The sequence below is a fragment of the Pedobacter caeni genome (assembly GCF_900129215.1).
GTDB lineage: Bacteria > Bacteroidota > Bacteroidia > Sphingobacteriales > Sphingobacteriaceae > Pedobacter > Pedobacter caeni.
This window is the reverse complement of the sequence record NZ_FQUQ01000002.1, coordinates 157,274-182,663: the sequence shown is the minus strand read 5'-3', so window position 1 is coordinate 182,663 and position 25,390 is coordinate 157,274. Positions and strand designations below refer to the sequence as shown.

General features: G+C 42.0%; 27 protein-coding genes. 4 read left to right on the top strand and 23 right to left on the bottom strand.

The genetic code is table 11. From position 1 onward, the window contains the following. Positions 1-15 precede the first annotated feature (15 nt). The 13 genes from BUC20_RS08155 to hemA form a co-directional block, all read right to left on the bottom strand. Positions 16-612: an RNA polymerase sigma-70 factor gene (locus BUC20_RS08155; RefSeq protein WP_073229874.1), complete on the bottom strand. Its 597-nt coding sequence runs from the start codon at positions 610-612 to the stop codon at positions 16-18. 117 nt (positions 613-729) lie between these two features. Beyond that, positions 730-1,536, bottom strand: coding sequence for an outer membrane beta-barrel protein (locus BUC20_RS08150; protein WP_073229873.1), 807 nt, complete (start codon positions 1,534-1,536; stop codon positions 730-732). A 29-nt stretch (positions 1,537-1,565) separates the two neighbouring features. After that, positions 1,566-2,288 (bottom strand): hypothetical protein, encoded by a 723-nt coding sequence (locus BUC20_RS08145; RefSeq protein ID WP_143166745.1) that lies wholly within the window; start codon positions 2,286-2,288, stop codon positions 1,566-1,568. Then, positions 2,269-2,835: an RNA polymerase sigma factor gene (locus tag BUC20_RS08140; RefSeq protein WP_073231723.1), complete on the bottom strand. Its 567-nt coding sequence runs from the start codon at positions 2,833-2,835 to the stop codon at positions 2,269-2,271. The genes BUC20_RS08145 and BUC20_RS08140 overlap by 20 nt, the downstream gene beginning before the upstream one ends. An 82-nt stretch (positions 2,836-2,917) precedes the next feature. Further along, the gene (locus BUC20_RS08135) at positions 2,918-3,463 is read right to left on the bottom strand and encodes a CopD family protein (protein WP_073229869.1); all 546 of its coding nucleotides are present in this window, start codon (positions 3,461-3,463) and stop codon (positions 2,918-2,920) included. A 65-nt stretch (positions 3,464-3,528) separates the two neighbouring features. After that, entirely contained in the window at positions 3,529-4,551 is a 1,023-nt protein-coding gene (hemE, locus tag BUC20_RS08130) for a uroporphyrinogen decarboxylase (RefSeq protein WP_073229867.1), read from the bottom strand. A 15-nt stretch (positions 4,552-4,566) separates the two neighbouring features. Continuing rightward, positions 4,567-5,082, bottom strand: a complete 516-nt coding sequence (locus BUC20_RS08125) for a hypothetical protein (protein ID WP_073229866.1) — start codon at positions 5,080-5,082, stop codon at positions 4,567-4,569. Continuing rightward, the gene (locus tag BUC20_RS08120) at positions 5,082-5,786 is read right to left on the bottom strand and encodes a response regulator transcription factor (RefSeq protein WP_073229864.1); all 705 of its coding nucleotides are present in this window, start codon (positions 5,784-5,786) and stop codon (positions 5,082-5,084) included. The genes BUC20_RS08125 and BUC20_RS08120 overlap by 1 nt, the downstream gene beginning before the upstream one ends. A gap of 5 nt (positions 5,787-5,791) precedes the next feature. Further along, positions 5,792-6,658, bottom strand: coding sequence for a sensor histidine kinase (locus tag BUC20_RS08115; RefSeq protein ID WP_073229862.1), 867 nt, complete (start codon positions 6,656-6,658; stop codon positions 5,792-5,794). Between the two features lie 38 nt (positions 6,659-6,696). Next, positions 6,697-8,070: a glutamate-1-semialdehyde 2,1-aminomutase gene (gene hemL / locus BUC20_RS08110; RefSeq protein ID WP_073229861.1), complete on the bottom strand. Its 1,374-nt coding sequence runs from the start codon at positions 8,068-8,070 to the stop codon at positions 6,697-6,699. 12 nt (positions 8,071-8,082) lie between these two features. Then, complete coding sequence (gene hemB / locus BUC20_RS08105; RefSeq protein ID WP_073229859.1) at positions 8,083-9,051, bottom strand: porphobilinogen synthase; 969 nt, start codon at positions 9,049-9,051, stop codon at positions 8,083-8,085. An 11-nt stretch (positions 9,052-9,062) separates the two neighbouring features. Further along, complete coding sequence (gene hemC, locus BUC20_RS08100) at positions 9,063-10,643, bottom strand: hydroxymethylbilane synthase (protein WP_200800910.1); 1,581 nt, start codon at positions 10,641-10,643, stop codon at positions 9,063-9,065. 24 nt (positions 10,644-10,667) lie between these two features. Further along, on the bottom strand, positions 10,668-11,894 hold the full coding sequence (gene hemA / locus BUC20_RS08095) for a glutamyl-tRNA reductase (RefSeq protein WP_073229855.1): 1,227 nt from the start codon (positions 11,892-11,894) through the stop codon (positions 10,668-10,670). A gap of 175 nt (positions 11,895-12,069) precedes the next feature. On the opposite strand from hemA, the gene BUC20_RS08090 reads away from it, so the two are divergent. Then, entirely contained in the window at positions 12,070-12,897 is an 828-nt protein-coding gene (locus tag BUC20_RS08090) for an alpha/beta hydrolase family protein (protein WP_073229853.1), read from the top strand. A gap of 281 nt (positions 12,898-13,178) precedes the next feature. On the opposite strand, the gene BUC20_RS08085 is transcribed toward BUC20_RS08090, so the two are convergent. The 6 genes from BUC20_RS08085 to BUC20_RS08060 all read right to left on the bottom strand — a co-directional run bounded on the left by BUC20_RS08085 (position 13,179) and on the right by BUC20_RS08060 (position 18,927). After that, positions 13,179-13,688, bottom strand: a complete 510-nt coding sequence (locus BUC20_RS08085; RefSeq protein ID WP_073229852.1) for a DUF2911 domain-containing protein — start codon at positions 13,686-13,688, stop codon at positions 13,179-13,181. A gap of 125 nt (positions 13,689-13,813) precedes the next feature. Continuing rightward, positions 13,814-15,781: a (E)-4-hydroxy-3-methylbut-2-enyl-diphosphate synthase gene (gene ispG, locus BUC20_RS08080; RefSeq protein WP_073229850.1), complete on the bottom strand. Its 1,968-nt coding sequence runs from the start codon at positions 15,779-15,781 to the stop codon at positions 13,814-13,816. A gap of 44 nt (positions 15,782-15,825) precedes the next feature. Next, entirely contained in the window at positions 15,826-16,446 is a 621-nt protein-coding gene (locus BUC20_RS08075; RefSeq protein ID WP_073229849.1) for an RDD family protein, read from the bottom strand. Between the two features lie 35 nt (positions 16,447-16,481). Continuing rightward, positions 16,482-17,417: a LiaF transmembrane domain-containing protein gene (locus BUC20_RS08070; RefSeq protein ID WP_073229847.1), complete on the bottom strand. Its 936-nt coding sequence runs from the start codon at positions 17,415-17,417 to the stop codon at positions 16,482-16,484. An 18-nt stretch (positions 17,418-17,435) separates the two neighbouring features. Then, positions 17,436-18,203, bottom strand: a complete 768-nt coding sequence (locus tag BUC20_RS08065; RefSeq protein ID WP_073229845.1) for a PspC domain-containing protein — start codon at positions 18,201-18,203, stop codon at positions 17,436-17,438. A 34-nt stretch (positions 18,204-18,237) separates the two neighbouring features. After that, on the bottom strand, positions 18,238-18,927 hold the full coding sequence (locus tag BUC20_RS08060; protein WP_073229844.1) for an SDR family NAD(P)-dependent oxidoreductase: 690 nt from the start codon (positions 18,925-18,927) through the stop codon (positions 18,238-18,240). A gap of 184 nt (positions 18,928-19,111) precedes the next feature. Between BUC20_RS08060 and BUC20_RS08055 the strand changes: the two genes are divergently transcribed. From BUC20_RS08055 to BUC20_RS08045, 3 genes are read left to right on the top strand one after another with little or no spacing between them, the layout of a single operon-like run. After that, positions 19,112-19,846, top strand: a complete 735-nt coding sequence (locus BUC20_RS08055) for an MlaE family ABC transporter permease (RefSeq protein WP_073229842.1) — start codon at positions 19,112-19,114, stop codon at positions 19,844-19,846. Continuing rightward, the gene (locus BUC20_RS08050; RefSeq protein ID WP_073229840.1) at positions 19,843-20,595 is read left to right on the top strand and encodes an ABC transporter ATP-binding protein; all 753 of its coding nucleotides are present in this window, start codon (positions 19,843-19,845) and stop codon (positions 20,593-20,595) included. Before BUC20_RS08055 ends, BUC20_RS08050 begins: the two co-directional genes overlap by 4 nt. A 14-nt stretch (positions 20,596-20,609) precedes the next feature. Further along, on the top strand, positions 20,610-21,494 hold the full coding sequence (locus BUC20_RS08045) for a class I SAM-dependent rRNA methyltransferase (RefSeq protein WP_073229838.1): 885 nt from the start codon (positions 20,610-20,612) through the stop codon (positions 21,492-21,494). Positions 21,495-21,587: 93 nt separating this feature from the next. Here BUC20_RS08045 and BUC20_RS08040 read toward each other — a convergent pair whose 3' ends face one another. The 4 genes from BUC20_RS08040 to BUC20_RS08025 are packed head-to-tail and all read right to left on the bottom strand — an operon-like array spanning position 21,588 to position 25,312. Then, positions 21,588-22,616 carry a hemin-degrading factor gene (locus tag BUC20_RS08040; RefSeq protein ID WP_073229836.1) on the bottom strand — a complete coding sequence of 343 codons (1,029 nt, stop codon included), beginning with the start codon at positions 22,614-22,616 and terminating at the stop codon, positions 21,588-21,590. 6 nt (positions 22,617-22,622) lie between these two features. Next, positions 22,623-23,405: a heme ABC transporter ATP-binding protein gene (locus BUC20_RS08035; protein ID WP_073229834.1), complete on the bottom strand. Its 783-nt coding sequence runs from the start codon at positions 23,403-23,405 to the stop codon at positions 22,623-22,625. Beyond that, positions 23,406-24,422: a FecCD family ABC transporter permease gene (locus BUC20_RS08030; RefSeq protein ID WP_073231722.1), complete on the bottom strand. Its 1,017-nt coding sequence runs from the start codon at positions 24,420-24,422 to the stop codon at positions 23,406-23,408. A gap of 26 nt (positions 24,423-24,448) precedes the next feature. Further along, positions 24,449-25,312, bottom strand: a complete 864-nt coding sequence (locus BUC20_RS08025) for a heme/hemin ABC transporter substrate-binding protein (protein WP_073229832.1) — start codon at positions 25,310-25,312, stop codon at positions 24,449-24,451. Positions 25,313-25,390: the final 78 nt, after the last annotated feature.

Sequence of the window (25,390 nt, the reverse complement as noted above, 5' to 3'; positions counted from 1 at the left end):
TAAATAATTAATTGGCTATGACCGATTGAGAACCAACCGGTTAAAACGAAAGAGTAATGCAGAAAAGCGCTGAATAGATTTCCTCAGCATGCGGAGGGCTTTACTGATATGTGCTTCGATCGTTTTTCTGGACAGCTCAAGTCTATCCGCGATTTGCTGATCCGTCAGGCCATCTTCACGGCTCATGCGGAATACCAGCTGACATTTTTCCGGCAAGGTCTGAATAGCCGCTTCAATCTCCAGCTGAAGGTCTGAGAAGTTCAGCCATTCCTGGGTAGAATTATCAACAACCATCATTTGATGGACATCGTTCACGCCCTGATGGCTCAGATTTTTATTGAGGGTCATTCTTGCCATGACCTTATATTTAACAACTGCCGCGATATAAGTATGAAAACCATGCTGGATCCGGATTCTGCGTCTGCTGTTCCAAAGGTCTATAAACGCATCCTGAACCACCTCTTCTGCATCGGTATGGGATTCCAGTTTCTGCAGGGCTTTATAGATGAGCCGCTTCCAATAACGTTGGTATAACAAAGTGAATGCATCTTCATTATCATCAGCTAACAAATCATACAATTCGTTATCACTTAAGTCATTATATTCATACATGATGATTAGTCCCCCCACGAATGTAGCAAATTAACAGAAAGCCACCTGAGAATCCATAAAAAAATCCTGTAACCAATAGGCTACAGGATCGATTATATTTGTGTGCGTGTGTTTCTTTTATAATCCCAATGTGATACCGAAGGACATATTTCTCAATCCATTTTGTGCGGTAGTGGTAAACATATCATTGAAATAATACTTGGTGAAGAAGCCGATTGCGCCATAACCAATACGAACAGTTCCTCCATAACGGAAAGGCTCAAAATTATAGTCGTCTTTAATCTTCTCTTTTCCTCTTTCTTTGCTGATCTGTTTCACTTTTCCATTTAACAAAAAGGCAACTTCAGGGCCAATTACAAAATAAAAGCGTTTTCCATTGGAGTTTTCTTTTGTACGGAATTCAAAATTCAGGGGGATGTGTACATAACTGCTCGATAACCTGTTTTTGGAGAAGTTGATCTCTTCTTCAGTATAAGCCATTGTCGGGCTGTTTTTAAGCAAAGTGATGTTCTTTTTCAGGCGGATCATTGTCCAGTCAAAACCTCCTGCCAGGTAGATTTTAAAATTAGGATTAAAACGATAACCAAACTGAAGGACATCAAAGGAAAAAGTACTTGATTTTCCGCCGGTATAATCCAGGAATTCATTGTCCTTCGATAAAGAAAAACTTCCGTTGTCTACCAGCCTGGTGAATCCCCAGTCTAACCTGGTAAAGGTGATCCCTCCGACAAAACGACCTTTCGCAGCCTTGGCTTTTTTAACGCTGTCGCTCTCCACCTTACCAACAGAAATGCTGGTTTCACTGCCTAAAGAGATGGTTACTTTACGTTTTGTACGGGTACTATCTTGTTGTGCAACTGCGCTTTGAGTCATGACCCCGGCAAGCCCGCTTACCAAAAGTGTCGTTAGTAATAATCTTTTCATATAATTGGTTTGATCTGTGTATCCTTATGTTATCTGTTCTTTTTTGAGTTGAACTTTAAAATCCCGATGTTGACTGCAATTAAAGAAGAGTTGTCATCATCGTCGGTTTTAAATTGTATAATTTTCTTTTCTCTTTTATCTAATTTATCCACTACAAAGTTGATCACATCTCCTACATTTCTGATGCCTTTACGTTCCCGTACTTCTGTCTCTGCGATCTGATTATTCTGCTCGCCTACTACCGGCGGATCTATTTTGGCAATCATGACCTCCTTTTCTAAAGTAGCGATCGGTTTGATCTCTTCTTTCTGTTCAGGAGCAATAACAACCTCTTTAACCTGTTGACGCTGTGCTTCCAGGTTTGGTTGCACCGCCACCTGATTATTTTTACGAACCAGGTTCTCCAGCTTTACTTTCGGTGCCAGTACCAATGGTGTACTTTCCGGAACTGCAACAACCGGTTCTTCAACCACCGTGTTCAGCTTAGGTGCTGCTACAGGAACCTTTTCTACCTTTGCGGTAGCTGCATTTCCCTGTAATTTCAAAGGCTCAGTTTTCTGAGAAAGCAAACCAATTGTCGTCGCAATGACCACTACTGCTGCTGCCGCCCAGTATACCGGGAATCCCTTTTTTTTCTTTGGTGCCAGTTCTTGTTCAATATTGCTCCATAAGTTGGAAGAAGGTTGAATCTCGGCCTCTTCAAACCTGTCTTTAAACAACTGATCAAAATCTTTATCCTGCATAGCTTGCATAATCTATACCCTCCATTTTTATAATCTCTTCTTTTAAGATCGCCCTTGCTCTCGACAACTGCGATTTACTTGCTCCCTCAGAAATGCCCAGTGTTGCGGCAATCTCCTTATGAGAATATCCTTCGATGGCGTACATATTGAACACCATCCTATATCCGTCTGAAAGCTTTTGTATCACTTTCAATAAGTCCTGCATGCCCAGCCGGCTAAAGTCAAATCCGGTAGAAGGTTGTTCGTAAGCATCTTCAATCGGAACCACATTTAAGGTCCTCAGGTTCTTACGGTAGCTTTCAATCGCGGTGTTCACCATTACCCTTCTCATCCAGCCTTCAAAAGAACCATCTCCTCTATACTCCGATACCTTTTGAAAGATCTTGATGTACCCCAGCTGCAATACATCTTCTGCCTCCATCCGGTCTTTTGCATAACGCATGCAAACCGCCAGCATTTTGGACGCAGTTTGCTGATAAAGCGCTTCCTGCATCTTCCGCTTACCGGCTTTACAGCCTTCCATGAGTTCCTCTATCTTATACTGCGTCAAAATCATTGTTTGTTTGGTATATAGAAGATGCACATCACAACGGAAAGGTTGCATGCAAAAGAAAATAAAATGAATAATAATGAAGGAGTTAGCTTTCGTGCTTTTTCCTGTAGTGTTTGTACCATTTTACAGCAAGCATAATGACCACAGCAAATATAATCAGACCTGCAAGACCATAAATCCAGTCTATGGCATTTTTCAGGATCACTGTAAAGACAATAGCCACCAGGAGGATGGTAGCGACTTCATTCCATAAACGAAGCTTAAAAGAGCTCGTTTTGCATTTGCCCAGCTTCAGCTGATACATCATGTTCTGACAAATGAAATGATAGATGAGTAACAATGCGACAAAGCCCAGTTTTACATGAAACCAGGAGGTCTGCAATAACAGAGGGTTCAGACAAACCATGCTGACTCCGGCAACTACGGTGAGCACCATTGCCGGGGTGGTAATGATGTGCCAGAGTTTGGCTTCTATACGCTCATATTCTTTTTGCAGAATATTACGCTCTATTTCTGGTTTATCCTCTGCTTCTACATGATAGATAAACAAGCGAACACTATAAAACAATCCCGCCATCCAGCTTACCATAAAGATGATATGAACAGAGAGTATGTAACGATAGTATTCCATTGATGTTTGTATTTATTTTAAAATTAAAAGAGGCCATTTAGCAATAAACAGCCTCTTTATCATATTTAGTATCTGAATTCTTTAACCACTTCAATCGCATATTTTACGTTGTCAAACGGAATATCCGGCATGATCCCATGACCGAGATTAAAGATAAATCCGTTCTCTCCACGCATACGTTCAAACAGTTGAAGGATATGTTTTTTGATCACCGGTTTATCCGCATACAAAATATGTGGATCCAGGTTACCCTGAACGGCAATACCTGCAGGCAGTGCTTGTTTAATGTTTAATAAATCTGCATTCCAGTCTACCGAAATCACATCAGGATTTGCCTGAGCCATGATTGGTGCAAATACAGAGCTTCCTTTACAGAAGGAAATGACAGGAACGTCTTTTCTGTTTAGGTTAGCAATGATTTCCTGAATATAACGGTGTGAGAATTCCTGATAATCGTTCCATGATAAAGCCAGTGCCCAGCTATCAAAGATCTGGATGGCATTTACGCCTGCAGCAATCTGAAGGTTCAGGTAATCTGCCGTAACTTTAGCAATTTTCGCCAGTAAGCGGTGTGCCAGTTCCGGATGGTTGTGCATCAGGAGTTTCGTCAGTTTAAAATCTTTTGAAGAACCGCCTTCAACAAGGTAGCTCATTACGGTAAATGGTGCACCAGCAAAACCGATCAATGGAATGCTGCCATTTAAACGCTGCTGAATTACTTTAATCGCATCAGCAACATACTCCAGCTTGTCCAGCACATCTACATTCAGGTTGTCAATATCCTGAGCATTACGTACCGGGTTTGCAAATTTAGGGCCTACACCCTGAGTAAAACTAAGGTCTCCGCCCATTGCCTCACCTGTTACCAAAATATCACAGAAAAGGATGGCTGCATCGATACCCAACAAATCAACAGGTAACATCGTTACATCCGCAGCAATTTCAGGCGTTTTGCACATCTCCAGGAAAGAGTATTTGTTTTTGATTTCCCAGTACTCAGGCATAAAACGACCTGCCTGGCGCATCATCCATACCGGTGGACGTTCTGTTTGCTTTGAAAGTGCGGCATCTAAAAATAACGTATTCATGTTTTATTTGTTTGTTTATAAGCGATTTGCTTCTTGCTCTATTTTATTAATTATCTCTTGTGCCTTTGGGGTTACTGCCAGCTCTTTTGCCTTTTCGATATATGCTTTTGTTCTGACTGCATCTTTTTTTCTGAGTGCCAGATTGGCCAGATGGATCAGTACAAAAGCCTTATCATTTTTCCCTCCCAGAGGGAAGCGGCTGGCAATTTGAAAATGATGTTCTGCAACATCATATTCTTCTCTTTTCAGTGCGATATTGGCACGCATAAACTCATAATACCCTCTCCTGTTCCGGGCTAACCGGTCGGGATTAGGTACTTCTGCCAAAATCTTTTCTGTTTTTTCATAATCTCCATTCTTAAAATGTTTGGAGGCCAGTAAAATGGAGCTGTGTTTGAAGTGGCTCCAGATCACAAAGGCAAAGAAAAAACCGGCCAAAACAGCCAGTTGAATCTGATCGTAGAAAAGGCATACTCCTGCCGCAATCACGAAGATTGCCATCAGGGCATACCTGCCTTTTGCGTTATACATTAATGAATATCCGTGAATTTATAACCTACACCTCTGATGGAATGGAAATACACCGGGTTTTTCTGATCTGGTTCGAAATACTTACGGAAAGTCAGGATAAAATTATCAATTGTACGTGTAGATGGGTATACATCATAGTTCCATACCGTTTCCAGGATCTGCTCACGTGATACTGCTTCGTTCTTACGTTCGATCAGCAATTTCAGCAACATCGTCTCTTTCTTCGTCAGGGGAACAATCAGGCCATCGTCTTGTTTCAATTCAAAAGAGTTGAAATAGATCGTTTTATCGCCAATTTTATAAGAGTTGATTTCTTTAAGGTCGTCCGCTTTCATGCTGCGTTTTACCAAAATCCCAACCCTTAGAATCAGTTCTTCCAGGTTAAACGGTTTTACCAGGTAATCATCAGCTCCTTTTTTCAATCCCATTACACGGTCTTCACTGGTGTTTTTGGCTGTTAGGAAAAGGATAGGAACTTCTGTATTTTCCAGTCTGATCGTTTCACATACCTGGAATCCATCCATCTCAGGAAGCATGACATCCAGAATGATCAGGTTAAAACGTTCTTCTTTAAAAACTTTTAAAGCCGTTTTACCGTCTTTTACTGCATGAACTTTGTATCCTTCAAGTTCAAGGTTTAATTTTATAGCATCTAATAAGTGGTCTTCATCTTCAACCAGTAGTATTCTTAATTTCTGTTGCATAATTATCAACTAAATGTGATTTCAAAAATAGCACCTTGCGGTACGTTATCTCTAACGCTGATATCAGCGTCGTGCATTTGTAATACTTCCTTAACAATAAACAGGCCCAATCCTGTGCCTTTTGATTTTCTTACATTCTCATTACCTACGCGATAGAATTTATCAAAAATCAACATTTTTTCTGCATCAGGAATACCCGGGCCCTTATCTGAGACTCTTAAAAATGCATGTCCATCTTTTTCCGCCAATTCGACATCTATATGCATACAGGGACCTGAATATTTGACAGCATTTTCGACCAGGTTCGTCACTACTGATGACAAAGAGAGCTGATCTCCAACTACCTTTATACCAGGCTTTACCGACAAGCTGATGACCTGCTCACATCCACAGGAGTGAATTTGTAAGCGGTCTGTAATTTTAGTCACCATTTCTGAAAAGTCGAACTCTTCTTTAAAGAAAGAATAAGAACCATTTTCCATTTTTGTGGCCAGCAACATGTTTTCCACCAAATCATCCAGGCGCTCAATATCCTTAAGGGAATTGTTTAGCAGGGAAGTTTGTCTGGCTTTATCCAGGTCGCGCTTAACGATGGTTTGTATAGATAATTTTATAGCAGCCAGCGGCGATTTCAGCTCATGTGTTACAGAAAGCAAAAAGTTCTGCTGCTGTTCTCTTAAACGGTCTTCTTTTTTGATCGACTGATGTAAAAAGTAGGCACCTACACACAGGAGGAATAAAAATACAGATCCCTCTCCCATCACCATCGCCATCCTTGCAGGCTCCAGTTTTACGACAAGCGTTCCCCAGGAGATCAGCTGTACCAAAGAGTACAGCAACATGAAATAAAATATAACGATTGATTTCTTCAAGGTGACTGGCTTTATATACTATAAATATACTTTTTAATTTACTTATTCCTGAACACCACGTCAAGACTCTCCAGGATCGCTCTTTTCGCTTTCTCCAGTTCGATCTTGGTATGTGCTGCAGAAACAAAACCTACTTCATATCCTGACGGACCGATATAGATTCCTCTGTTTAGCAATTCTCTGTGTAATACTTTAAATTTCTCCATGCTTGCCGGATCAATATCATCCGCCGACTGGATCTTGTCTTTATCTGTAAAGGCCATCCAGAAAATAGATCCCACATGGAATACTTTTAATTTGTAGTTCCTTGCCGTGGCAAAACGCTGAATGCTTTCTGCAAACTCAGAAGCTTTATTGTTCAGCTCTTTGTAGAAACCTGAACGCAATAATTCTGTCAGTTGAGCGATACCTGCAGCCATTGCTACCGGATTGCCCGACAATGTACCTGCCTGATAAACGCCACCATCAGGAGAAATATGTCCCATGATTTCAGCCGAAGCGCCATACATCCCTACAGGTAATCCACCACCGATGATTTTACCATAAGTTACGATATCAGGTTTAACACCATAATGTGCCGCAGCACCTTCAAAGCCCAATCTGAATCCGGTGATCACCTCATCAAAAATCAATAAAGCTTTATTTTCTTTACAGATATTTTCTAAGTATTTGATGTATTCTACATCCTGCATCAACAAGCCGTTGTTTGCCGGAATACCTTCAATGATTACCGCTGCAACCTGATCTTTAAACTGATCAAAAGCGGCTTTAATCGCCTCTCTGTCGTTCAAAGGAATCACAATCGTTTCCGCAGCAAATGATTTAGGCACACCAGCAGATGAAGTCTCTCCAAAAGTAACCAGGCCTGAACCTGCTTTTACCAATAGAGAATCGGTATGTCCATGATAACAACCTTCAAACTTGATGATTTTATCTTTTCCCGTATACCCACGTGCCAGTCTGATTGCCGACATGACAGCCTCAGTACCAGAACTGGTGAAACGGATTTTTTCTACAAATTTGTTGTTTTTGATGATCAGCTCTGCCAGCTCATTTTCTAAAGCTGTAGGTGCGCCGAAGCTCATCCCGTTCTGCATTACCTCTGTCACCTTATCCCTAACCTTTGGATGGTTATGGCCCAGGATTAACGGACCCCAGCTACCGCAAAAATCTATAAATTGATTTCCATCGGCATCCCATACAAAACAGCCATCTCCCTTTTGAATAAACAAAGGAGTGCCATATACTGATTTAAAAGCCCTTACCGGAGAATTTACTCCTCCCGGAAAATAGTTTTTAGCCTTTTCATACAGTTCTGCCGACTTTTCTCTTGAAATATCAGGTTTACTGCCCGTACTTACCGGCATGTCGCCTTCATTTCCTGAAAACATTTTTTTTAAAGATTCTAACATATTTTTATTTCCTTACAACCAATTCTTTTCAACCATATCCCTGATGTGATAAGTGGTAATAATGCTCGCTCCTGCACGCGCAAAGGCATGCATGGTTTCCATTACTACTTTTTGCTCATCAATCCATCCTCTTTCTGCAGCAGCCTTCACCATAGAATATTCACCGGAAACATTGTAACATGCAATCGGTAAATCTGTATGTTGTTTCAGGTTATGCATCACATCCAGGTAAGCCAAAGCAGGCTTCACCATCAATACATCTGCCCCTTCACTCTCATCCAGCAAAGCTTCTCTCAAAGCCTCGTTTCCATTTCTGAAATCCATCTGGTAAGCTTTTCTATCGCCCTTACTCGGTGCACAATCTGCTGCCTCACGGAAAGGACCGTAATATGCAGAAGCAAATTTTGTAGCGTGCGACATGATCGCTGTGTTTACAAAACCCTGTCCATCGAGCAACTGACGCATTGCCCCAATCCTTCCATCCATCATATCTGAGGGTGCAAGCATATCAGCACCCGCCTGCGCATGTGTCAGTCCCATTTTAGCAATCACCTCTACGGTAGGGTCATTCTGAACGTAATCGTCTTTTAATATTCCGCAATGTCCGTGAGTGGTATAAGAACAAACGCAAACATCGGTCACAATGTATAAGTCTTCTCCAAAGTTTTTCTTTAACAGGCGAACTGCCGAAGGAACAAGGGAATGGTCATGATATGCAGAAGCCGCATCTTCCGACTTCTCATCACCTACACCAAAAAGCATGATCTTGTTTACACCAAGTTTCAAACCTTTCTCCACATCGCTCAATAAAGTATCCTCAGAAAAGTGGCTGATACCCGGCATCGCTTCTAAAGGATGAATTACATTTTTACCCGGCACGATGAAATACGGATAAATGAACATGTCTTTAGATAACCTCGTTTCAGCTACCATTTCCCTCACTACAGGATTTTTTCTCAATCTACGCGGACGGTGCACCATATCAATTTTATTTATTTTATATCTATTCCGAAAACAGCCTCCGCCAATCCGATCTCATCAGGAGAATAAGGCTGGATGTATTTTACACCCATCTCATCAAATTTCTTCCCTGTAGAGTTTCCGATCGCAATCACCTGCTGTCCGGGTTCTAATAAGTTTTCTACAAAATAAGCGTCAACATTAGAAGGGCTGGTAAAAATCAGAACTTCCGCATAAGTCTGGTCTACGTCCTCTTCAATTACAGTCTCATATATCGGCAGGTCTACTACCTTCGTATCTGGTTTTAATGCTTTCTGAATGCTCAGTAAAGAGTCTTGTGCCCTTGGGAACAACACCGTTTTTCCAGCTACCAGCTCTGCAAAAAGTTCAGCTACCTCATCAATATCACCACCTTCGCCAACGTAATCAGCAAGGTGTCCTGCTTTTCTCAAAGAATCTTCAGAACCTCTTCCTGCTACACCAAACTTCATGTGTTTGGACAACAAGGGCTTCAGGTTGAAGAAATACTCCACACTGTTGCGGCTGCTGAAAAAGATCCAGTCTATATGTTTCAGGTAGAAAGGGTCCAGCACATTCACAATCGGGAATGTACGGATCAGCGATCTGCCTTCAATTTCTATCTTATGTTTTTCTAATGCTTTTCTAAAATAGCTGTGTTCACCAACCTCTCTGGAGATAAATACCTTGGAAGGTAGTTTCCTGTCGGGGTTAAACTTAGCTACGATCTGCTCTGCAACGCCTTCTAAGCTGCTTACGCGACAAAAGTAACGGTCAGGAAAGTGCTCATCAGTTTCTGCTTTGGAAGTCCAGATTTCATATTCTCCGTCTTCTTTTTTGCAGTAACAACCCAATGGCATGTGACAACCGCCCTCAAACAGGTTTAATACCTTACGTTCTACGCCAATTGCCTCGATCGTTTCCTGATGGTTCAGTTGTTGCAACAAATCAGATAACTCTTTATCATTTTCCCTGATCTGAATGGCCAATGCGCCTTGTGCAGGAGCAGGAACCAGCTCAGTCGTATCTACTACCTCTACATGAAATTCTGAAAGATCGATATTCAAACGGTTTACACCAGCTTTAGCCAATAAAATCGCGTCATAATTTTCATCTCTGAGTTTCTGGATCCGCGTAGGTACATTACCTCTCAGATCTTCAATGTTCAGGTCTGAACGTAAGGAAAGCATTTGCGCTTTGCGTCTGTTGGAAGAAGTACCCACCATCGCTCCCGTTTTCAGGGAAAGCTTTTGTTTGATGTCCACACAGTCTTTCAGGATCAATAACAACTCGGAAGGATCTTCACGTTCTGTTACTGCTGCAATGGTTAATCCTGCAGGATGCACCGTAGGTAAATCTTTATGAGAGTGTACAGCTATATCGATGGTACCACCTAAAAGTTCCTCTTCAAGCTCTTTGGTAAAGAACCCTTTTCCTTCCAGCTTGTCCAGTCTCAGGTTTAAAATCTTATCTCCCTGAGTCTTGATGATCTTCAATTCGGCTTCAGCACCAATCTCTGCAAGTTTGTCCTTAATGAAGTTGGCTTGCCATAAAGCCAGGTCGCTGCCTCTTGTACCGATAATAAGTCTTTTCACGTTAATGCTAATTTTTCCGCAAATTTAGCTATTCTTTACCAATATCTCCTTTGCCATAACCATTGGAACACTGATGCATTTTTTTTCCATGTAATTCATCACTTTTTCCAATACCAATCTTGAGTTTTCATCAAGACCGTTGATCTCGTCGGCAAAGACGCCATTGATAGCAGTATGCTTAATTTCCTTGATTTTCTGAGGAACAGAACTCATTGCAATCTCTATCTTGCGCTGACGTAATACCAATTCAAAGTCCTTGATATTTTCTTCTATGATGTGCTCGGCATTCACCAGCTCATCATAACGTTCCTGAATATTTTTGCGGGCAATCTCTTTAAGAGATTCAACTTCTATAAAATGAATGGGGAATTCTGCAACCACTTCAGCAGCGGTATCGTTTGGAACCGCTAAATCGACAATGGTCTTTTTACCGGTTTCTCCATTAAGAAGTTTTGTGTAGATTTCTTTAGTAATGATGGGTTCAGTAGCACCTGTACAGGTAATAATGACATCAAATCCCTGGTTGTAATTTTCCAGTTCGGTAAGCGGGTACGCGGTACCGTTTAATTCTTTGGCCAACGCCTCTGCACTTTCTAATGTTCTGTTGAAAATGGAGAAGTTGGAGTATTTATGTTTTTTAAGATACTGAGCTATGTTTTTGTTGGTCTCACCGGCACCAATGATCAGAAGCCTGGAGGTCGCAGCCATTTTCAGGTCGCGCAGCTTGCGGTAAGCTAAAGAAACGATAGAAACCGGATTCTTTGAAATGTTAGTATGGGTATACACTTCCTTTGCCGTCTTTACTACTCTGCTCATGATCATCCGCATATAGTCTCCGGTGAAGCCGGCAACCCGACAGGTTTCATAAGCTTTTCTGACCTGCGCAAGAATCTCTTTCTCCCCTACTACCAGACTCTCTAATGAGCAGGAAGTTCTTAGCAGGTGATTGAAGGCTGCTCCCTGTTCATATACAGAAACGTTCTCTACGAACTTATCCATATATTCTTCGGGTAAGCCCATGTTCAATACCGTAAGGAAGCGGGTGATGTATTGCTTGTCTAGTTTATGGGCGGAAGTGAATACAAACTCGACCCTGTTACAAGTCCCCATGTAGAATATTTCTTTAACACCTAACTCCGATTGAATGTTTCTCAATCTGTCGTCTAATGTCTGCTCACATATCACCAATTTACCCAATGCTTTTAGGTCAATATGTTTATGCGTAAAAGCAATGATCTTTAAATATTCCAAAATGTCGTATCCCTGTTTATTTTTAGCGTAACAAAAGTAACAACCGAACGTTATTTCACTGTCATTATGGAGTAATTAAGAGCTATTTAGAACGATTTCAAATAGCAGAATGATTGTCTAAACATCTTTTCCTTAAGTTTGTTATATAAGGTGACTACCTTTTATTTTTTTATATATGATTAAAAACGAGCAGTTTACATTAAACGGAGCATCAGGAAAACTCATTATTGGCGACTGTACTTACGACGATAAATCTCTGAATCCGCCAATTATAATTTTTGTTCATGGCTTCAAAGGTTTCAAAGATTGGGGTGCACATCATCTGGTTGCAAGCTATTTTGCACAAAAAGGTTACAGATATCTCAAGTTTAACCTGTCGCACAGCGGAGTTACGTCGGAAAATTTAAAAGATGTGACGGATTTGGAAGCTTTTTCTTCGAACACCATAAGTAAAGAACTGGCGGATTTGAATGAGATTATTGAGTATGTAAGTCTGACTTATAGTGGTTCAGAGATTTATTTAATCGGGCATAGTCGCGGGGGCGGTTTGGCAATCGTTCAGGCAGCAGATGATTCCAGGGTAAGTAAACTGGTCACCTGGGCAGCAATTGCTGATTTCTCGAGCTTATGGAAAGCGGAACAGGAAGAAGAATGGCTGAAGACAGGGAAGATATTTGTAGAGAATGCAAGGACTAAAGAGAAAATGCCACTAGGTAAAACACTTTTAGAAGATTTTAAAGCGCATAAAGAGGAATTTAACATTATTAGTGCTGCAGGTCGAATTCGCATTCCATGGCTGATTATACATGGTGACGAGGATGTAAATGTAAAGTTCAGTGTGGCACAGGAATTGGCACAAAAGCAGTTAAAAGCAGAGATACATAAGATTGAAGGAGCAAACCATGTGTTTGGTGCTTCGCATCCCTATCAGGGAACTGAATTACCAGTGCATTTGCAGCAGGTATGTGAGAAGACATTGGAGTTTTTGAATCGCAACAACTAGGAGCATCTACCTGGAGCAATCATTAGGAGCGTTCGTTAGTAGTAATTATTAGGAGCAATAATTAAGAGCAATCATTAGGAGTAATTTTTAGATAGAACTTATTACATAAAAAAGAGATAAATTATTCGAAGACTGGAACCTTTGCCCTGAAGGGGGCAAAATTCCTAGGCCTTCTCATAACATATCTCTTTTTTCTTTTAATCTTGCTCAATTGGGAGTATACCTGATTAAGAGCAGAACTTGACTGGGTTCAGGCCCTAATTTTGAGCAGGCACCAGCACTTACTTAACTGTAAAGGCTACAACAGTGGTACCCCACAGTAAGCTTACTTTACCTGATTTCTCAATTTTGAAGGTCATTTGTTCTGTAGCAGTTGCCGCTTTTCCAGGTTTTACCACTACACGTAAAGCATCATCAGCTTCCGTATAATTGGTTCCCCATTGCTTCCAGGTTTTGTTGAAGATGATGGTCCATTCTTTTTCGCCAGGGATGGTGTATAAGCCATACTTGCCTGCAGCAAGGTCTTTACCCTGAACTTTTACCGCTTTACTCACTTCAAATACGGTGGCTTCGTTAGCGCCTGTACGCCATACTTTTCCAAATGGGGCAATTTCTACGCCGATTGTTCTTCCTTTTACCGACGGTTGGCTATAGTCAATGCTAACTGTGGCTCCGGAGCTGATGGTTTCTTTTACGCTCGCTGGTGGACTTGCTTTCTTCTTTTCCTGTGCAGAGGCTGTAACCAGCGTAAATAAGCTCACGAACAAGGTTAATACAAATATCTTTTTCATAATCAATAAGGTTTTTTAGGACTCTAAGATGCTGAAAAAAATTAAAAAAAGAAGGCAACAACAGACAATAACTATCTTATATACACAGAATTGTGACAATCAGAAGCAAAGTTAAATCAGAGAAATTATTTGACTTCAACCCAGTTCCCGTCTTCCCTGATCAGATCGATCAGATCATCCAGTGCACGGTCTGCATTTACGTTTTTCTTTACCACCTCTTTGCCCCGGTATAAGGTTATTTTTCCGGGACCGGTTCCTACATAGCCATAGTCGGCATCTGCCATTTCACCAGGGCCGTTTACAATGCAGCCCATGATTCCAATCTTGATTCCTTTTAAATGGTCAGTCCTGGAACGGATAAGCTGGGTTGTTTCCTGAAGGTCAAACAAAGTACGCCCGCAGCTTGGGCAGGAGATATATTCTGTTTTAGAGATACGGGTACGTGTTGCCTGCAGGATTCCGAAACTGGTGGAGTTCACCAAAGGAAGACCTACTGTTTCAGCAGCATTGATCCATACGCCGTCGCCCAGTCCGTCAGTAAAGAGTGCACCAAGATCTGTTGCCGAGTAGAGCATCAGGTCGTCCGCGTTTAATTCGGGATAGTTTCTTTTGATGATGACAGGAGTCTGGATATTGTTTTTTAAGAGTTTGATGAAGAGTTCTCTTTGTGCAGCCATTCCATGTATGGCATTGGTTTCTAAAACCAACACTACATTGTCTTTTAAGCTTTCCAGGTTCGCCGTTAATGCTTCAACAGCGTCAATGCTAACCAGGTTTATATGTTCGTCCTTTAGTTCAGTTTTTTCGTATTCAGCGTAACTAAGTAAAGGGTGACAATTGGTTTTATCTGCCAGTCCTAACCAGGTCTGATAATTATAGATCTGTTTCAGGTTTCCAGGAAAAGAGAACGAAGGAAGTCCATCACCCAGATAAACCAGGTCACAGGCCTGATCAGCCATATTGTATTTATCCAGTCCGGCGCTATATTTATAACCTACAGCTCCCAGGAAGTATGGATCTTTTAAGTTTTCTTTTGATACATCCAGCATGACTACAGGATGATGATGACCACCGATATGTTGAACAGGTTTCGTCTGCCTGCGGTTGTATTCGTAGGGTTGGTATGGAAGGTCCTGTATGGTGATTTTTTCTCGTTCTTGTGATAGGTCCGTGATTAAAGCCCTGTTTTCGTACCTCATGGCAAGCGCTTTTGCTACAGGTGCTTCGAACTCCGGATCTTCAGTCAGGGACACCCTGATGGTATCTCCAAGGCCGTCTTCCAGGAGCGCCCCGATGCCAACAGCCGATTTGATACGTCCATCTTCGCCATCGCCAGCCTCTGTTACACCAAGGTGTAAAGGATAGTTCATCCCCTCTTTAACCATGGTAGCGACCAGTAAACGATAGGCCTGCACCATGACCTGGGTATTGCTGGCTTTCATGGAAATGACCAGGTTATAATAATTCTGGTCTTCGCACATGCGGATGAATTCCATGGCCGATTCAACCATGCCCCTTGGGGTATCACCATAATGACTCATGATCCGGTCTGATAAAGAACCATGGTTGGTACCTATGCGCATGGCAGTACCATACTCTTTACAGATTTTCACTAAAGGGGTGAATTTCTTGTAAATGCGCTCCAGCTCTGCCTGATAGGCTTGCTGGGTGTATTCTATATTTTCAAAACGTTTTTTATCTGCGTAATTACCCGGGTTTACCCTTACCTTTTCTACAATTCTTGCTGCAGATTCTGCTGCATTTGGTGTAAAATGGATATCTGCAACCAAGGGCACTTTGTATCCGCGGAAAAGTAATTCTTTCTTGATGTTAGCTAGATTTTCGGCTTCTTTGATGCTCGGGGCAGTGATGCGTACATATTCACAGCCGGAATTTACCATGCGGATGGTTTGCTCTACCGTCCCGATCGTATCCATCGTATCTGTAGTAGTCATTGACTGAATCCTGATCGGATTTAAGCCCCCCATAGGGATGTCACCTATGTTCACCTCGCGGGTCAGGAACCTTGAATATTGGGTTAAACTATTACAATATCCACCATTTAACTCTTTTTGCACAACTACGTCTTCCATCAATTTACGATACAATTATGGGGCAAAGATAAAGATTATGTTTATTATATCAGTCTTTCCTTGGTCACCAGTGTGTTGGCAATCAGGTCATGAAAACATTGCTGCTTCCGGTTCAGGAAACTGTACAGGTAGCCAAAGAAGGCAGGGAGCACGGAAAGTATTTTTGCGGCATTTCTTCCAAAGGAATTGCTCAGGCTGATGGGATTCCCCATCATATCGGTCACCTTTATGTTTAACAATGCTTTTCCTATGGTTGCTTGTTTCCCGGAAGCTTCGGCAATACTGCTATAAAAGAACTTGACAACCGGAATGATCGGAAGACCAGTCACAATCGCAACAATCCTTTCGTTTTTTTCTGTTATAAAAAGAAAGCTCAACAGCACCAGAAGGGCATAACCAATGGCAATAAAGAAATAATCAATTACCGAGGCCAGCAGGCGCTGATCGAAAGAAGCAAAATACTGAGGAGCGGTTTTGGTATGACTAAAACCAAGAAGCTCACGCAGTTCTGGGAACTCATGAGCTTCTTTATAATCGTCCATTCCCGGTTTTCTTACAAAGGTTCCCGGATGGATATCTAATTCTTTTAGTGATGCTAATGGATAAGGACCTGTAGGCTTTCCGTTAATGACAACTGTGTATTCTCCTTTAACAGGACTTTCCATTATGCTTTAAATTATATGCTGAAGATGATTTGCGTTTAGTAACGCTTCACTTCAAAGTTACTCAATCCGCCATCTAAATTGATAAATATCTTTTTGGTGGAGGCACTGTAGTTTGGCGTTTCATACGTTCCGTCTTTCAGCTTGGTAAAACCTTCAAAATCTTTTGCAGAAAGACCTGTTTTGGTTTTAATACGGCAGCCTGATCCTGTAGGAACATTAATTTTAACATCTGCAACACCGGTTTTGACATTGATATCCGTGATCGGAAGTAAGTCTCCAAATTTAATATCCAATGCTGCTGCACCGCCGTCAAAGTTAAATGCGCGCAGTTTGTACTCAGAGAAATCAAAATCTACTTCTCCTGCACCCATGCTCATATGAACTTCCCATTCCGGTTTTTTATTCAGACGCAACTCTACATCATTTCCTCCGTCGTTCATCGACCAGCCCGACTTACCTTTCATTTTAAACGTCAGGGTGTTCACACTGTCTGTCCTTACGTTCTGCAAAGTGAAAATACCTGATTTTCTTTGTACATGTGCAGTAATCAGACTATCGGTTCCTCCTTTTAATTCAAAAGATGTTCCTCCTCCGGAGATGTTCAGAACCGTCTTTTTAACCAGGGAATCCTGATAAGCCTCCGTGAAGTTCTGTTCCTCATAATTGTCTTCTTCGGTACGGATCTCATCCTTAATGCGGTCGCCAATCCAACGGTCTCTGTTTGCAGGCGGTTGCTGCCCCCTTACAAAGAGCATGGATAAGGTAATCACAAGTACCCCGATGGAAACATAACCACCTACTTGTGATTTGTTTCTGCTGAATAAAATATTTACACCCGCAATGATCAGGAATATAGGCCAGAAGCGAAATACGCTGCGCCAGTAAAAATCAATGATATCAAAGTTTTCCAGAAGAAGTACGCCGCCGATAAACAACAGCACAATACCCCACATTATTCTATCCGTTTTCATCTGTATAAATTTAGATTTTTAATTGTCATGTTTTGTAAACCTGTCGTCAGCAGGAGTTTCAGGATTGGTTCCCGGTTCCGGTGTGATGATTGGCGCATTGCCCTCAGGAGCTATGGGAGATGCCGGAGCAGGCTCATTTGTTGTCCCACCAGCCTGTGCTGCACCCGCTTGTTCCTGCTGGCTTTTCCAGGTTTCCCATGCATTTTTATTTTTGCCTTTCATGATGAAACTCAATCCTATCGCCACAAAAACCAATGGCCATAATTTATGTAAGCTAAACCAGAATGGAATGATGTTAAACTCATTCATCAGGAAGTAAAGTCCGATCACCAACAGGAATAAACCACCCACCGTTCTTCCGGTTTCGTTGTTATTCTTTTGGAAAGGCTTGTTAAAATCCTCCATTTTAGACTTTGCTTTAAACGGATCTTCATTGATGCCTGACCCGGTCCAGCCGCTGGAAGTTCCACTGGTTGTACTACTTGTTGATTCAGTTGTATTTTGCGGTTGTGAAAACGCATTCGGCGAATTAAACGGATTGCTTTTGTCGCCCTGTCCTTTGTAAAAATCATTAAATCTTGAAAACCTTGCTGCCGGGTCAAAATTCACCGGAACAACGATCCACATGATAATATATACCAATATCCCCGTACCCACCAAAAATATAGTGGAGAGCACAAACAACAGCCTGATTATGGTTACATCAACCTCCATATACTCTGCAATTCCTGATGAAACACCTGCTAATACTTTGTCGTGCTCATTCCTAAATAATCGCTTGTCCATAATACTATCCTCCTTTTCTTTATTTATTTTTTCTTTAAAACTGTATCGGCTTCAGGGTTACTTCATCAACATTTACACCAGTGCTTAAGTTTAAAATGGTGTATAAGGTATTGGCAATATCTTCCGGTTGTACAAATCGCTCAGCAGGAATTTCTGTTCCTTCCCATGATGAGGTTAATGTTGATCCCGGCAAAATGGCCGTTACTTTAACGTTGTATTCAGCTAACTCCCCTCTGCATACATTATTAAGACTGAGCAAGGCTGATTTAGTTACACTGTAACTACCTGCATTTGTTACAATTTCCTTACTTGCCACAGAGCAAATGTTAAAAATATGCCCGGAACGCTGTCTACGCATCATTTTACCGAAAAATTTAGATAAATAATAAGGGGCCAAAAGGTTCAGATTCAGTTGTTTCTCCAAGGAATCATCTTCCTCATCCAGTAATATACCGGGTGTAAATATCCCGACATTATTAACCAGCACCTTCAATTCCGGCATTTTTGCTTTTACCGCTTCACAGAAAGCATATGCAGCTGCTTTATCACTTAAATCCGCAGCATACGTAAAAACAGAAACGCCGGTATACTTCAGTTCTTCGGCAAAGGCCCGCAGCTCTGCCACATTTCTGGAACAAACCGCAAGGTTATATCCATTTTCGGCAAGCTTAGTAGCAATGGCTTTTCCAATTCCCTTGGTAGCGCCCGTGATGACTGCATTCATTTTATCTCAATTTTGCAGCAATATTACATAAAATGCGATATACTATACAGCGATTTGACCACTTAAAAGGGGACAAAACAGGCAGTAAGCGAAATAATTATTTAATAAATAAAGAATGTCACAACAATTTTTGTTGTTTCTTTGTAGTATTATTGCATTATTACCATAGCTAATTTTTGATTCAATGAATTTCACCAACTTTGGCAGGTACATCCTTTTATTAAAGGCCGTATTCAGAAAGCCGGAAAAGTTAAGTATATATATGAAGGCCATTTTTAAACAAATGGACTTTATCGGCGTCGGCTCAATCGGACTAATTGCCATCATTTCGACCTTTATCGGAGCGGTAATGACCTTGCAGATCGCCTTCCAGTTAGTGAGCGACTTTATTCCTAAAACCATTATTGGTTCTGTAAACAGGGACTCCAGTATTCTGGAACTTAGTCCAACGATTACAGCAATCGTATTGGCCGGTAAAATTGGTTCGGCAATCTCTTCAGAGATTGGTACCATGAGGGTAAGTGAGCAGATTGATGCCCTGGAGATTATGGGAATCAACTCTCCGGGATACCTGATCCTGCCAAAAGTCCTTGCCGGAATTACCATGGTCCCACTATTGGTGATCTTATCAATGGTATTGAGCATTGGTGGCGGATACATCGGCGGAACATTATCAGGAGCAGTTTCTGCAGCTGAATATGTACAGGGGATTACCACAGACTTTAACCCTTATACCATTGTTGTAGCCCTGGTAAAAGCATTCGTTTTTGGTTTCATCATTACTTCTGTTCCTGCCTATGAAGGCTTTTACGTAAAAGGCGGAGCCCTGGAAGTAGCACAGGCAAGTACAAGGGCGGTAGTAGTAAGTTGTATTACTATTCTCGCATGTGATTACATCGTAACCCAGTTATTACTATGATCGAAATCAAGGACATTTACAAATCATTCGGCGATAATGAAGTTTTAAAAGGAATTTCAGGACAGTTTAAACCAGGGGTAACAAACCTTATTATTGGAGGCTCCGGTTCCGGAAAAACCACTTTATTAAAGTGTATGATTGGCTTGCACCATCCTGAAAAAGGAAGTGTAGAGTACGATGGGCGTGAATTTACGACCATGAACTTTGAGGAGAAGATCGAGATCAGAAAAGAAATCGGCATGCTTTTTCAGGGATCAGCACTCTTTGATTCCATGACCGTAGAGGAAAACATCATGTTTCCTTTAAATATGTTTACCGATCAGAAACGCGCAGAAAAACTGGACCGTGTAAACTTCTGTCTGGAACGGGTAAACCTGACCGGAAAAAATAAACTTTTCCCTGCTGAGCTTTCCGGAGGAATGAAAAAACGTGTGGGAATTGCCCGTGCGATTGCCATGAACCCTAAATACCTCTTTGTTGATGAGCCCAACTCCGGTCTGGATCCTAAAACCTCCATCGTTATTGATGAGCTGATCAAAGAGCTGACTGAAGAGTACAATACCACAACAATCGTGGTTACCCATGATATGAATTCCGTAATGGGAATCGGTGATTACATCTTATTCTTACACGAAGGAAAAAAATTCTGGGAAGGATCAAATAAAGAGATTGCCCATACCGATATTCAAGAACTAAATGATTTTGTTTTTGCCAGCCGTTTTATGAAAGCTGCAAAAGACAAATTTTAAATACCCATATTTTTATGATAAGCCTGTTAACACCCACACACTGGAAAGATTATGAGTTGATTGATTGTGGTGATTTTGAAAAATTAGAACGCTTTGGCAACCTTGTGTTGTGCAGACCTGAGCCTCAGGCCGTATGGAAAAAGGTGCTTTCTGAACAAGAATGGAAGAAACTGACCCATATCCGGTTTAAAGGACGCTCGGCAACTACCGGCGAGTGGATGAAAAGCTCGGCGCACCTGCCCGACCGCTGGAACGTAAACTACAAAAATGATGAAGTAAACATCAACCTTCGTTTAGGACTGACCTCATTCAAGCATGTTGGTGTTTTTCCGGAGCAGGCGGTAAACTGGGATTACATCTCTTCTTCGGTGAAGAAATTCAAAAACCCTGTTCCCAAAGTACTCAACCTTTTTGCTTATACCGGTGCAGCATCATTGATCGCAAAAGCAGCTGGTGCAGACACCACTCACGTAGATTCTATTAAACAAGTGGTAAACTGGGCGAATGAAAACCAGGAGCTTTCTAACCTGAAAGATGTGCGCTGGGTAGTGGAAGATGCTTTAAAGTTTGTAAAAAGAGAATTAAAACGCGGTAAAAAATACAATGGGATTATCCTCGATCCACCTGCATTTGGACATGGTCCGAATGGAGAAAAATGGAAACTGGAAGACCATATTCAGGAAATGATGCAGGATGTGGTTCAGTTACTGGATGAGGAAGAACACTTCTTAATCCTAAACACCTACTCCCTGGGATTCTCTTCAGTAATCGTAGAGAACCTGATCAAGACTTCTTTCCCACAGGTGCAAAACCTGGAAACAGGAGAGTTGTACTTACAGGCAACTTCCGGAATAAAATTACCACTGGGTGTTTTTGGAAAGTTCAACACTTTCAAATAAAAAAACACACCTGAAAAAACAAAGCGTCGGGGCCTAATCCGACGCTTTAAACACACCTAAACCCCAGCAACACCTCACTGGTTATAGACTCTTTTAGCTGTTTACAGCCAATTCATTTGCGATTTTACGCCAGTTCTCATCTTCCGGAATGCCTGGTTTACGCTTTCCAAAAAACTGAACGATAATATTTCCTTCGGCATCAAAAACTTCAATACTCGTTACGATTCCATCTTTCGTTGGTTTTTTCACCAGCCAAAGCGATGCAATTCCATCCATTCTTAAATGCATGTTAAATTCAGGATCAAGCACATTGAACCATGGGCCCGTTTCCAGAATCTTTTTGACCAATCCGGTATGGATCTGTATACAACCGGCACTCCCGGTAAAAACCATGATCTCCAGATCGGTATCAGAAACCTGATGTAACATTGCTTTCAGTGCGGCCAGGCTTACCGGGATGGCATGTCCTTCCGGAGCCAGACGAAGCGCCTGTGTCCTTGTCAGCCCATAGGTATTGAGCAAACCATGAAAATCATGGGTATCCTCTAAATCCAGCCAGGCCTGTTTAAAGTCCGACACAGCGACTTCCGCATCAGCCAGTTCTACAACAGGTTTTTTAGCTTCATCACAGACCAATGCGGCATGCTGATCGGCTAAAGTATATTTTGCAACCAGGGCCTGATAAGCAGCCTCGTCGCTACGTTCGGTCATATAGATTTTATGGACTGCTTCTCCGTCTTTTCCAAAAAACTGAAGGCTCTTCCGCTCGTTTTCATTTACAGCGAAACCAGATGCCCAATGGCTCATGAACAATCTGATATCGATATCAGGATTTACTGCCAGGCCAATTGGCCCACGGAAAGAAACTTTTTTATAAACCCCTTTACGCTCATGCACACAATGGTCGTTACGCGTTAATCCCATCACATAACCCAATCCTTCTACTTCTTTTAAAATTTCCGGAAATTGCTCCTGCAAACGGATCGCGGACTCCCCTACCGTCGTGGCAATCAATGCTGCTTCAGAGGTTCCCAGCTGTTTTGCTGCATCTCTGATTCTTACCTTTGGCTGCTCCGCTTTAAAAGCTGCCCACTGACTTTTCAAATCCAATGTCTTTTCCATACGATTTTATTTTAATATTGTTGCCGGTACCACCAATGGACAGTTATAACCTTCACATTCCATCAGCTTTACCTTTATACTGAACGTTTCGTGTATATTTTCACAATTGATCACCTCAATCGGAAGCCCTTCGGCTACCTTTTTACCATTCTTTAACATCATGATCCGGTCTGCAAACCTGGATGCAAAATTGATATCATGCAGGATACAGATCACACAGTAACCACGGTCGGCCAGCGATCTTGCCAGTACCATAATCTGCTGCTGGTACTGCAAATCCAGGCCATTGGTAGGTTCATCGAGTAAGAGGCATGCATTGGGGCTATCGTAGATCTGAGCGATCACCCTGGCCAGCTGTACCCGCTGTTGTTCCCCACCAGAAAGGGTATTGTAATCTCTGGAAGCCAGGTGTGTAATCCCGGTTTCTTCCATTACCTGATTTACAATTCCGAAATCTGCGGCTGTTGGTTTTTGCTGAAAGTGAGGATACCTCCCCATCAGCACCAATTCTTTTACCTGGAAAGAAATAGAAAGGGTATTGTGCTGCGACAATACCGCCCTTGTCTTTGCAAGGTCTTCCAGTCTGTAGTTATCCAGTTCTTTTTGATTGATCAGGATCGTCCCTGCAGCAGGTTTGATCTCCCGGCAAAGCAATTTCATCAGGGTGCTTTTACCGGCACCATTTGCACCCAATATGGCCAGTAATTCTCCTTTATGGGCATCGAAGCTGAGGTTATCCAATAGCTTCTTACTGCCTGCTTTATAGCTGAGTCCTCTAACTTTGATCATCTATGGATTATTTTTATTTCTTTCTGTAATGATGATATATATAAATACTGGTGCTCCGATCATGGCCGTTAATATGCCTATTGGCAATTCCGCCGGTGCCACCACCGTTCTTGCAATCAAATCTGCCAGTGTCAGCAACGCCGCACCCAATAATGCCGCTCCCGGAATAACCAGGCGGTGATCAGCAGTGAATGTCATCCGCAAAATATGTGGGATAATCAGCCCTATAAAGGCAATGATCCCTGCTACGGCTACCGAAGCACCTACAGCCATGGTCGCCAGCGCGATGATTAATCTTTTAACCACTTTCACATTCACTCCCATATGCATGGCCTGCGCTTCTCCAAGGGCAAGAGCATTTAATGATTTGGCAAGAAAAGGCAAGGCAAATACCGGAATTAATACAAATGGCAATAAGGCGGTTACTGTTGGCCAGCTTGCTCCTCCCAGACTACCCAGACTCCAGAACGTGATGTTCCGTAACTGCGCATCAGTTGCCATATAGGTCAGTAATCCAACAAAAGCACCTGCCAATGCATTAATGGCAATTCCTCCAAGTAATAAAGTGGTAATAATGGTTTTTCCGTTTCTCATCGCAATGCGATAAACCAGCATGGTTGTTAATCCTGCTCCGATAAAAGAGGCAAGCGAAAGTGCATAAAAGCCAACAAGGCCTGTCAGCTCTTTGAATATTTTGGTTTCTAAAACAATCATCACGACTGCAAATAAGGTTGCTCCTGAAGAAATACCGATTAAGCCGGGTTCGGCCAGTGGATTGCGGAAAAGCCCTTGAATTGCAGCACCGGAAACACCCAATGCAGCTCCGATCAGCACGCCCAATAACACCCTTGGCAACCTTAAGTTTAAAAATACTGCTGCCTGCTGCGCCTCAAAATTCTGATGATCAGATAATCCGGTATGGTAGGCCAAAATAGAAAGCAACTCAGAAAAGCTGATGTGTACCGCACCTACGCAAGAGGAAATCACCATCGTCAGGATCAGAACAATGGTTAACATTAAAAGGATATATCCGGTGTTTCTGATCACTTTATCTTCCCTGCTAGTTCTGTTACTGCCTGACCTAAACGTGGACCAAAACTGGTCAATAACTCACCATTCATCGTTACAAAACGCTTGTTCTTACCTGCATTTGTTTGCGAGATGCCCTGAACACCTAAAAGTCCATCTGCACCACCCAGGCTTTCCAGTCCGTCTTCAAACAAAAGGATCACATCCGGATTGGCCTTTACCAATGACTCTGAGGTCAATGGCTTGTATTCTGCAAATTCAGTAATGGCATTTGTACCTCCTGCAAGTTCAATCACTTTTTCTACCGGAGTTCCTGTTCCACCCACCATCATGGTACCAGTACCACGGGCATAGATAAACAACACCTTAGGTTTCTTCGGATTGTTGATGCTTTTTTGTGCAGTTGCCAGTTCTGTTTCAAAAACTTTGGTCAGTGAATCTACTTTAACCGTATGTTTCAGACTATCTCCTACTGCACGGATCAGGTCTTTTGTTCCCTGTACCGTGAAATCCTGATTGAAAAGGATCAGCCTGATTCCTGAGCTCCTGAACTGGGCCGCCAGCTGAGGGCTTACTTCTTTCGCGATTCCCACCACGATATTGGGTTGTAGGGATAACACTCCTTCTGCATTGATCCTCCGGTTATGTCCTATTTTAGGCTTGCTTTTCAGGCTCTCCGGATAGTTGCTCGTAATATCTGTCCCTACAATATTTTTCTCCATTCCCAGACCTGCGACAATCTCGCTCACTGTCCCGTTCAGAGAAACAATTTTTATGCTGTCTGGTAACTGTTCTTTGTTCTTTTTGTCTGCACCGACATTACAGGCAGAAAGTGCCGTAACAGCTGTACACAACAATAATATCCATCTGTATTTCATGCGTATATCTTTATTTTTAGATCCGATGATGGTCTCATCATTATTCTTTATCTAATCGGGCTCCGTTCAGTAAAAAGA

Excerpts from the sequence above, each read along its gene's own strand:
- BUC20_RS08050 (WP_073229840.1), top strand. The coding sequence starts at position 19,843 with ATGATCGAAATCAAGGACATTTACAAATCATTCGGCGATAATGAAGTT.
- BUC20_RS08140 (WP_073231723.1), bottom strand. The coding sequence starts at position 2,835 with ATGATTTTGACGCAGTATAAGATAGAGGAACTCATGGAAGGCTGTAAA.
- BUC20_RS08070 (WP_073229847.1), bottom strand. The coding sequence starts at position 17,417 with ATGAAAACGGATAGAATAATGTGGGGTATTGTGCTGTTGTTTATCGGC.
- BUC20_RS08075 (WP_073229849.1), bottom strand. The coding sequence starts at position 16,446 with ATGGAAAGTCCTGTTAAAGGAGAATACACAGTTGTCATTAACGGAAAG.
- BUC20_RS08150 (WP_073229873.1), bottom strand. The coding sequence starts at position 1,536 with ATGAAAAGATTATTACTAACGACACTTTTGGTAAGCGGGCTTGCCGGG.
- hemL (WP_073229861.1), bottom strand. The coding sequence starts at position 8,070 with ATGTTAGAATCTTTAAAAAAAATGTTTTCAGGAAATGAAGGCGACATG.
- BUC20_RS08035 (WP_073229834.1), bottom strand. The coding sequence starts at position 23,405 with ATGATCAAAGTTAGAGGACTCAGCTATAAAGCAGGCAGTAAGAAGCTA.
- BUC20_RS08090 (WP_073229853.1), top strand. The coding sequence starts at position 12,070 with ATGATTAAAAACGAGCAGTTTACATTAAACGGAGCATCAGGAAAACTC.
- BUC20_RS08085 (WP_073229852.1), bottom strand. The coding sequence starts at position 13,688 with ATGAAAAAGATATTTGTATTAACCTTGTTCGTGAGCTTATTTACGCTG.
- hemB (WP_073229859.1), bottom strand. The coding sequence starts at position 9,051 with ATGGTGCACCGTCCGCGTAGATTGAGAAAAAATCCTGTAGTGAGGGAA.
- BUC20_RS08145 (WP_143166745.1), bottom strand. The coding sequence starts at position 2,288 with ATGCAAGCTATGCAGGATAAAGATTTTGATCAGTTGTTTAAAGACAGG.
- BUC20_RS08060 (WP_073229844.1), bottom strand. The coding sequence starts at position 18,927 with ATGAATGCAGTCATCACGGGCGCTACCAAGGGAATTGGAAAAGCCATT.
- BUC20_RS08030 (WP_073231722.1), bottom strand. The coding sequence starts at position 24,422 with ATGTTAACCATTGTTCTGATCCTGACGATGGTGATTTCCTCTTGCGTA.
- BUC20_RS08120 (WP_073229864.1), bottom strand. The coding sequence starts at position 5,786 with ATGCAACAGAAATTAAGAATACTACTGGTTGAAGATGAAGACCACTTA.
- hemE (WP_073229867.1), bottom strand. The coding sequence starts at position 4,551 with ATGAATACGTTATTTTTAGATGCCGCACTTTCAAAGCAAACAGAACGT.
- BUC20_RS08025 (WP_073229832.1), bottom strand. The coding sequence starts at position 25,312 with ATGAAATACAGATGGATATTATTGTTGTGTACAGCTGTTACGGCACTT.
- BUC20_RS08045 (WP_073229838.1), top strand. The coding sequence starts at position 20,610 with ATGATAAGCCTGTTAACACCCACACACTGGAAAGATTATGAGTTGATT.
- ispG (WP_073229850.1), bottom strand. The coding sequence starts at position 15,781 with ATGGAAGACGTAGTTGTGCAAAAAGAGTTAAATGGTGGATATTGTAAT.
- BUC20_RS08040 (WP_073229836.1), bottom strand. The coding sequence starts at position 22,616 with ATGGAAAAGACATTGGATTTGAAAAGTCAGTGGGCAGCTTTTAAAGCG.
- BUC20_RS08135 (WP_073229869.1), bottom strand. The coding sequence starts at position 3,463 with ATGGAATACTATCGTTACATACTCTCTGTTCATATCATCTTTATGGTA.
- BUC20_RS08055 (WP_073229842.1), top strand. The coding sequence starts at position 19,112 with ATGAATTTCACCAACTTTGGCAGGTACATCCTTTTATTAAAGGCCGTA.
- BUC20_RS08125 (WP_073229866.1), bottom strand. The coding sequence starts at position 5,082 with ATGTATAACGCAAAAGGCAGGTATGCCCTGATGGCAATCTTCGTGATT.
- BUC20_RS08155 (WP_073229874.1), bottom strand. The coding sequence starts at position 612 with ATGTATGAATATAATGACTTAAGTGATAACGAATTGTATGATTTGTTA.
- BUC20_RS08065 (WP_073229845.1), bottom strand. The coding sequence starts at position 18,203 with ATGGACAAGCGATTATTTAGGAATGAGCACGACAAAGTATTAGCAGGT.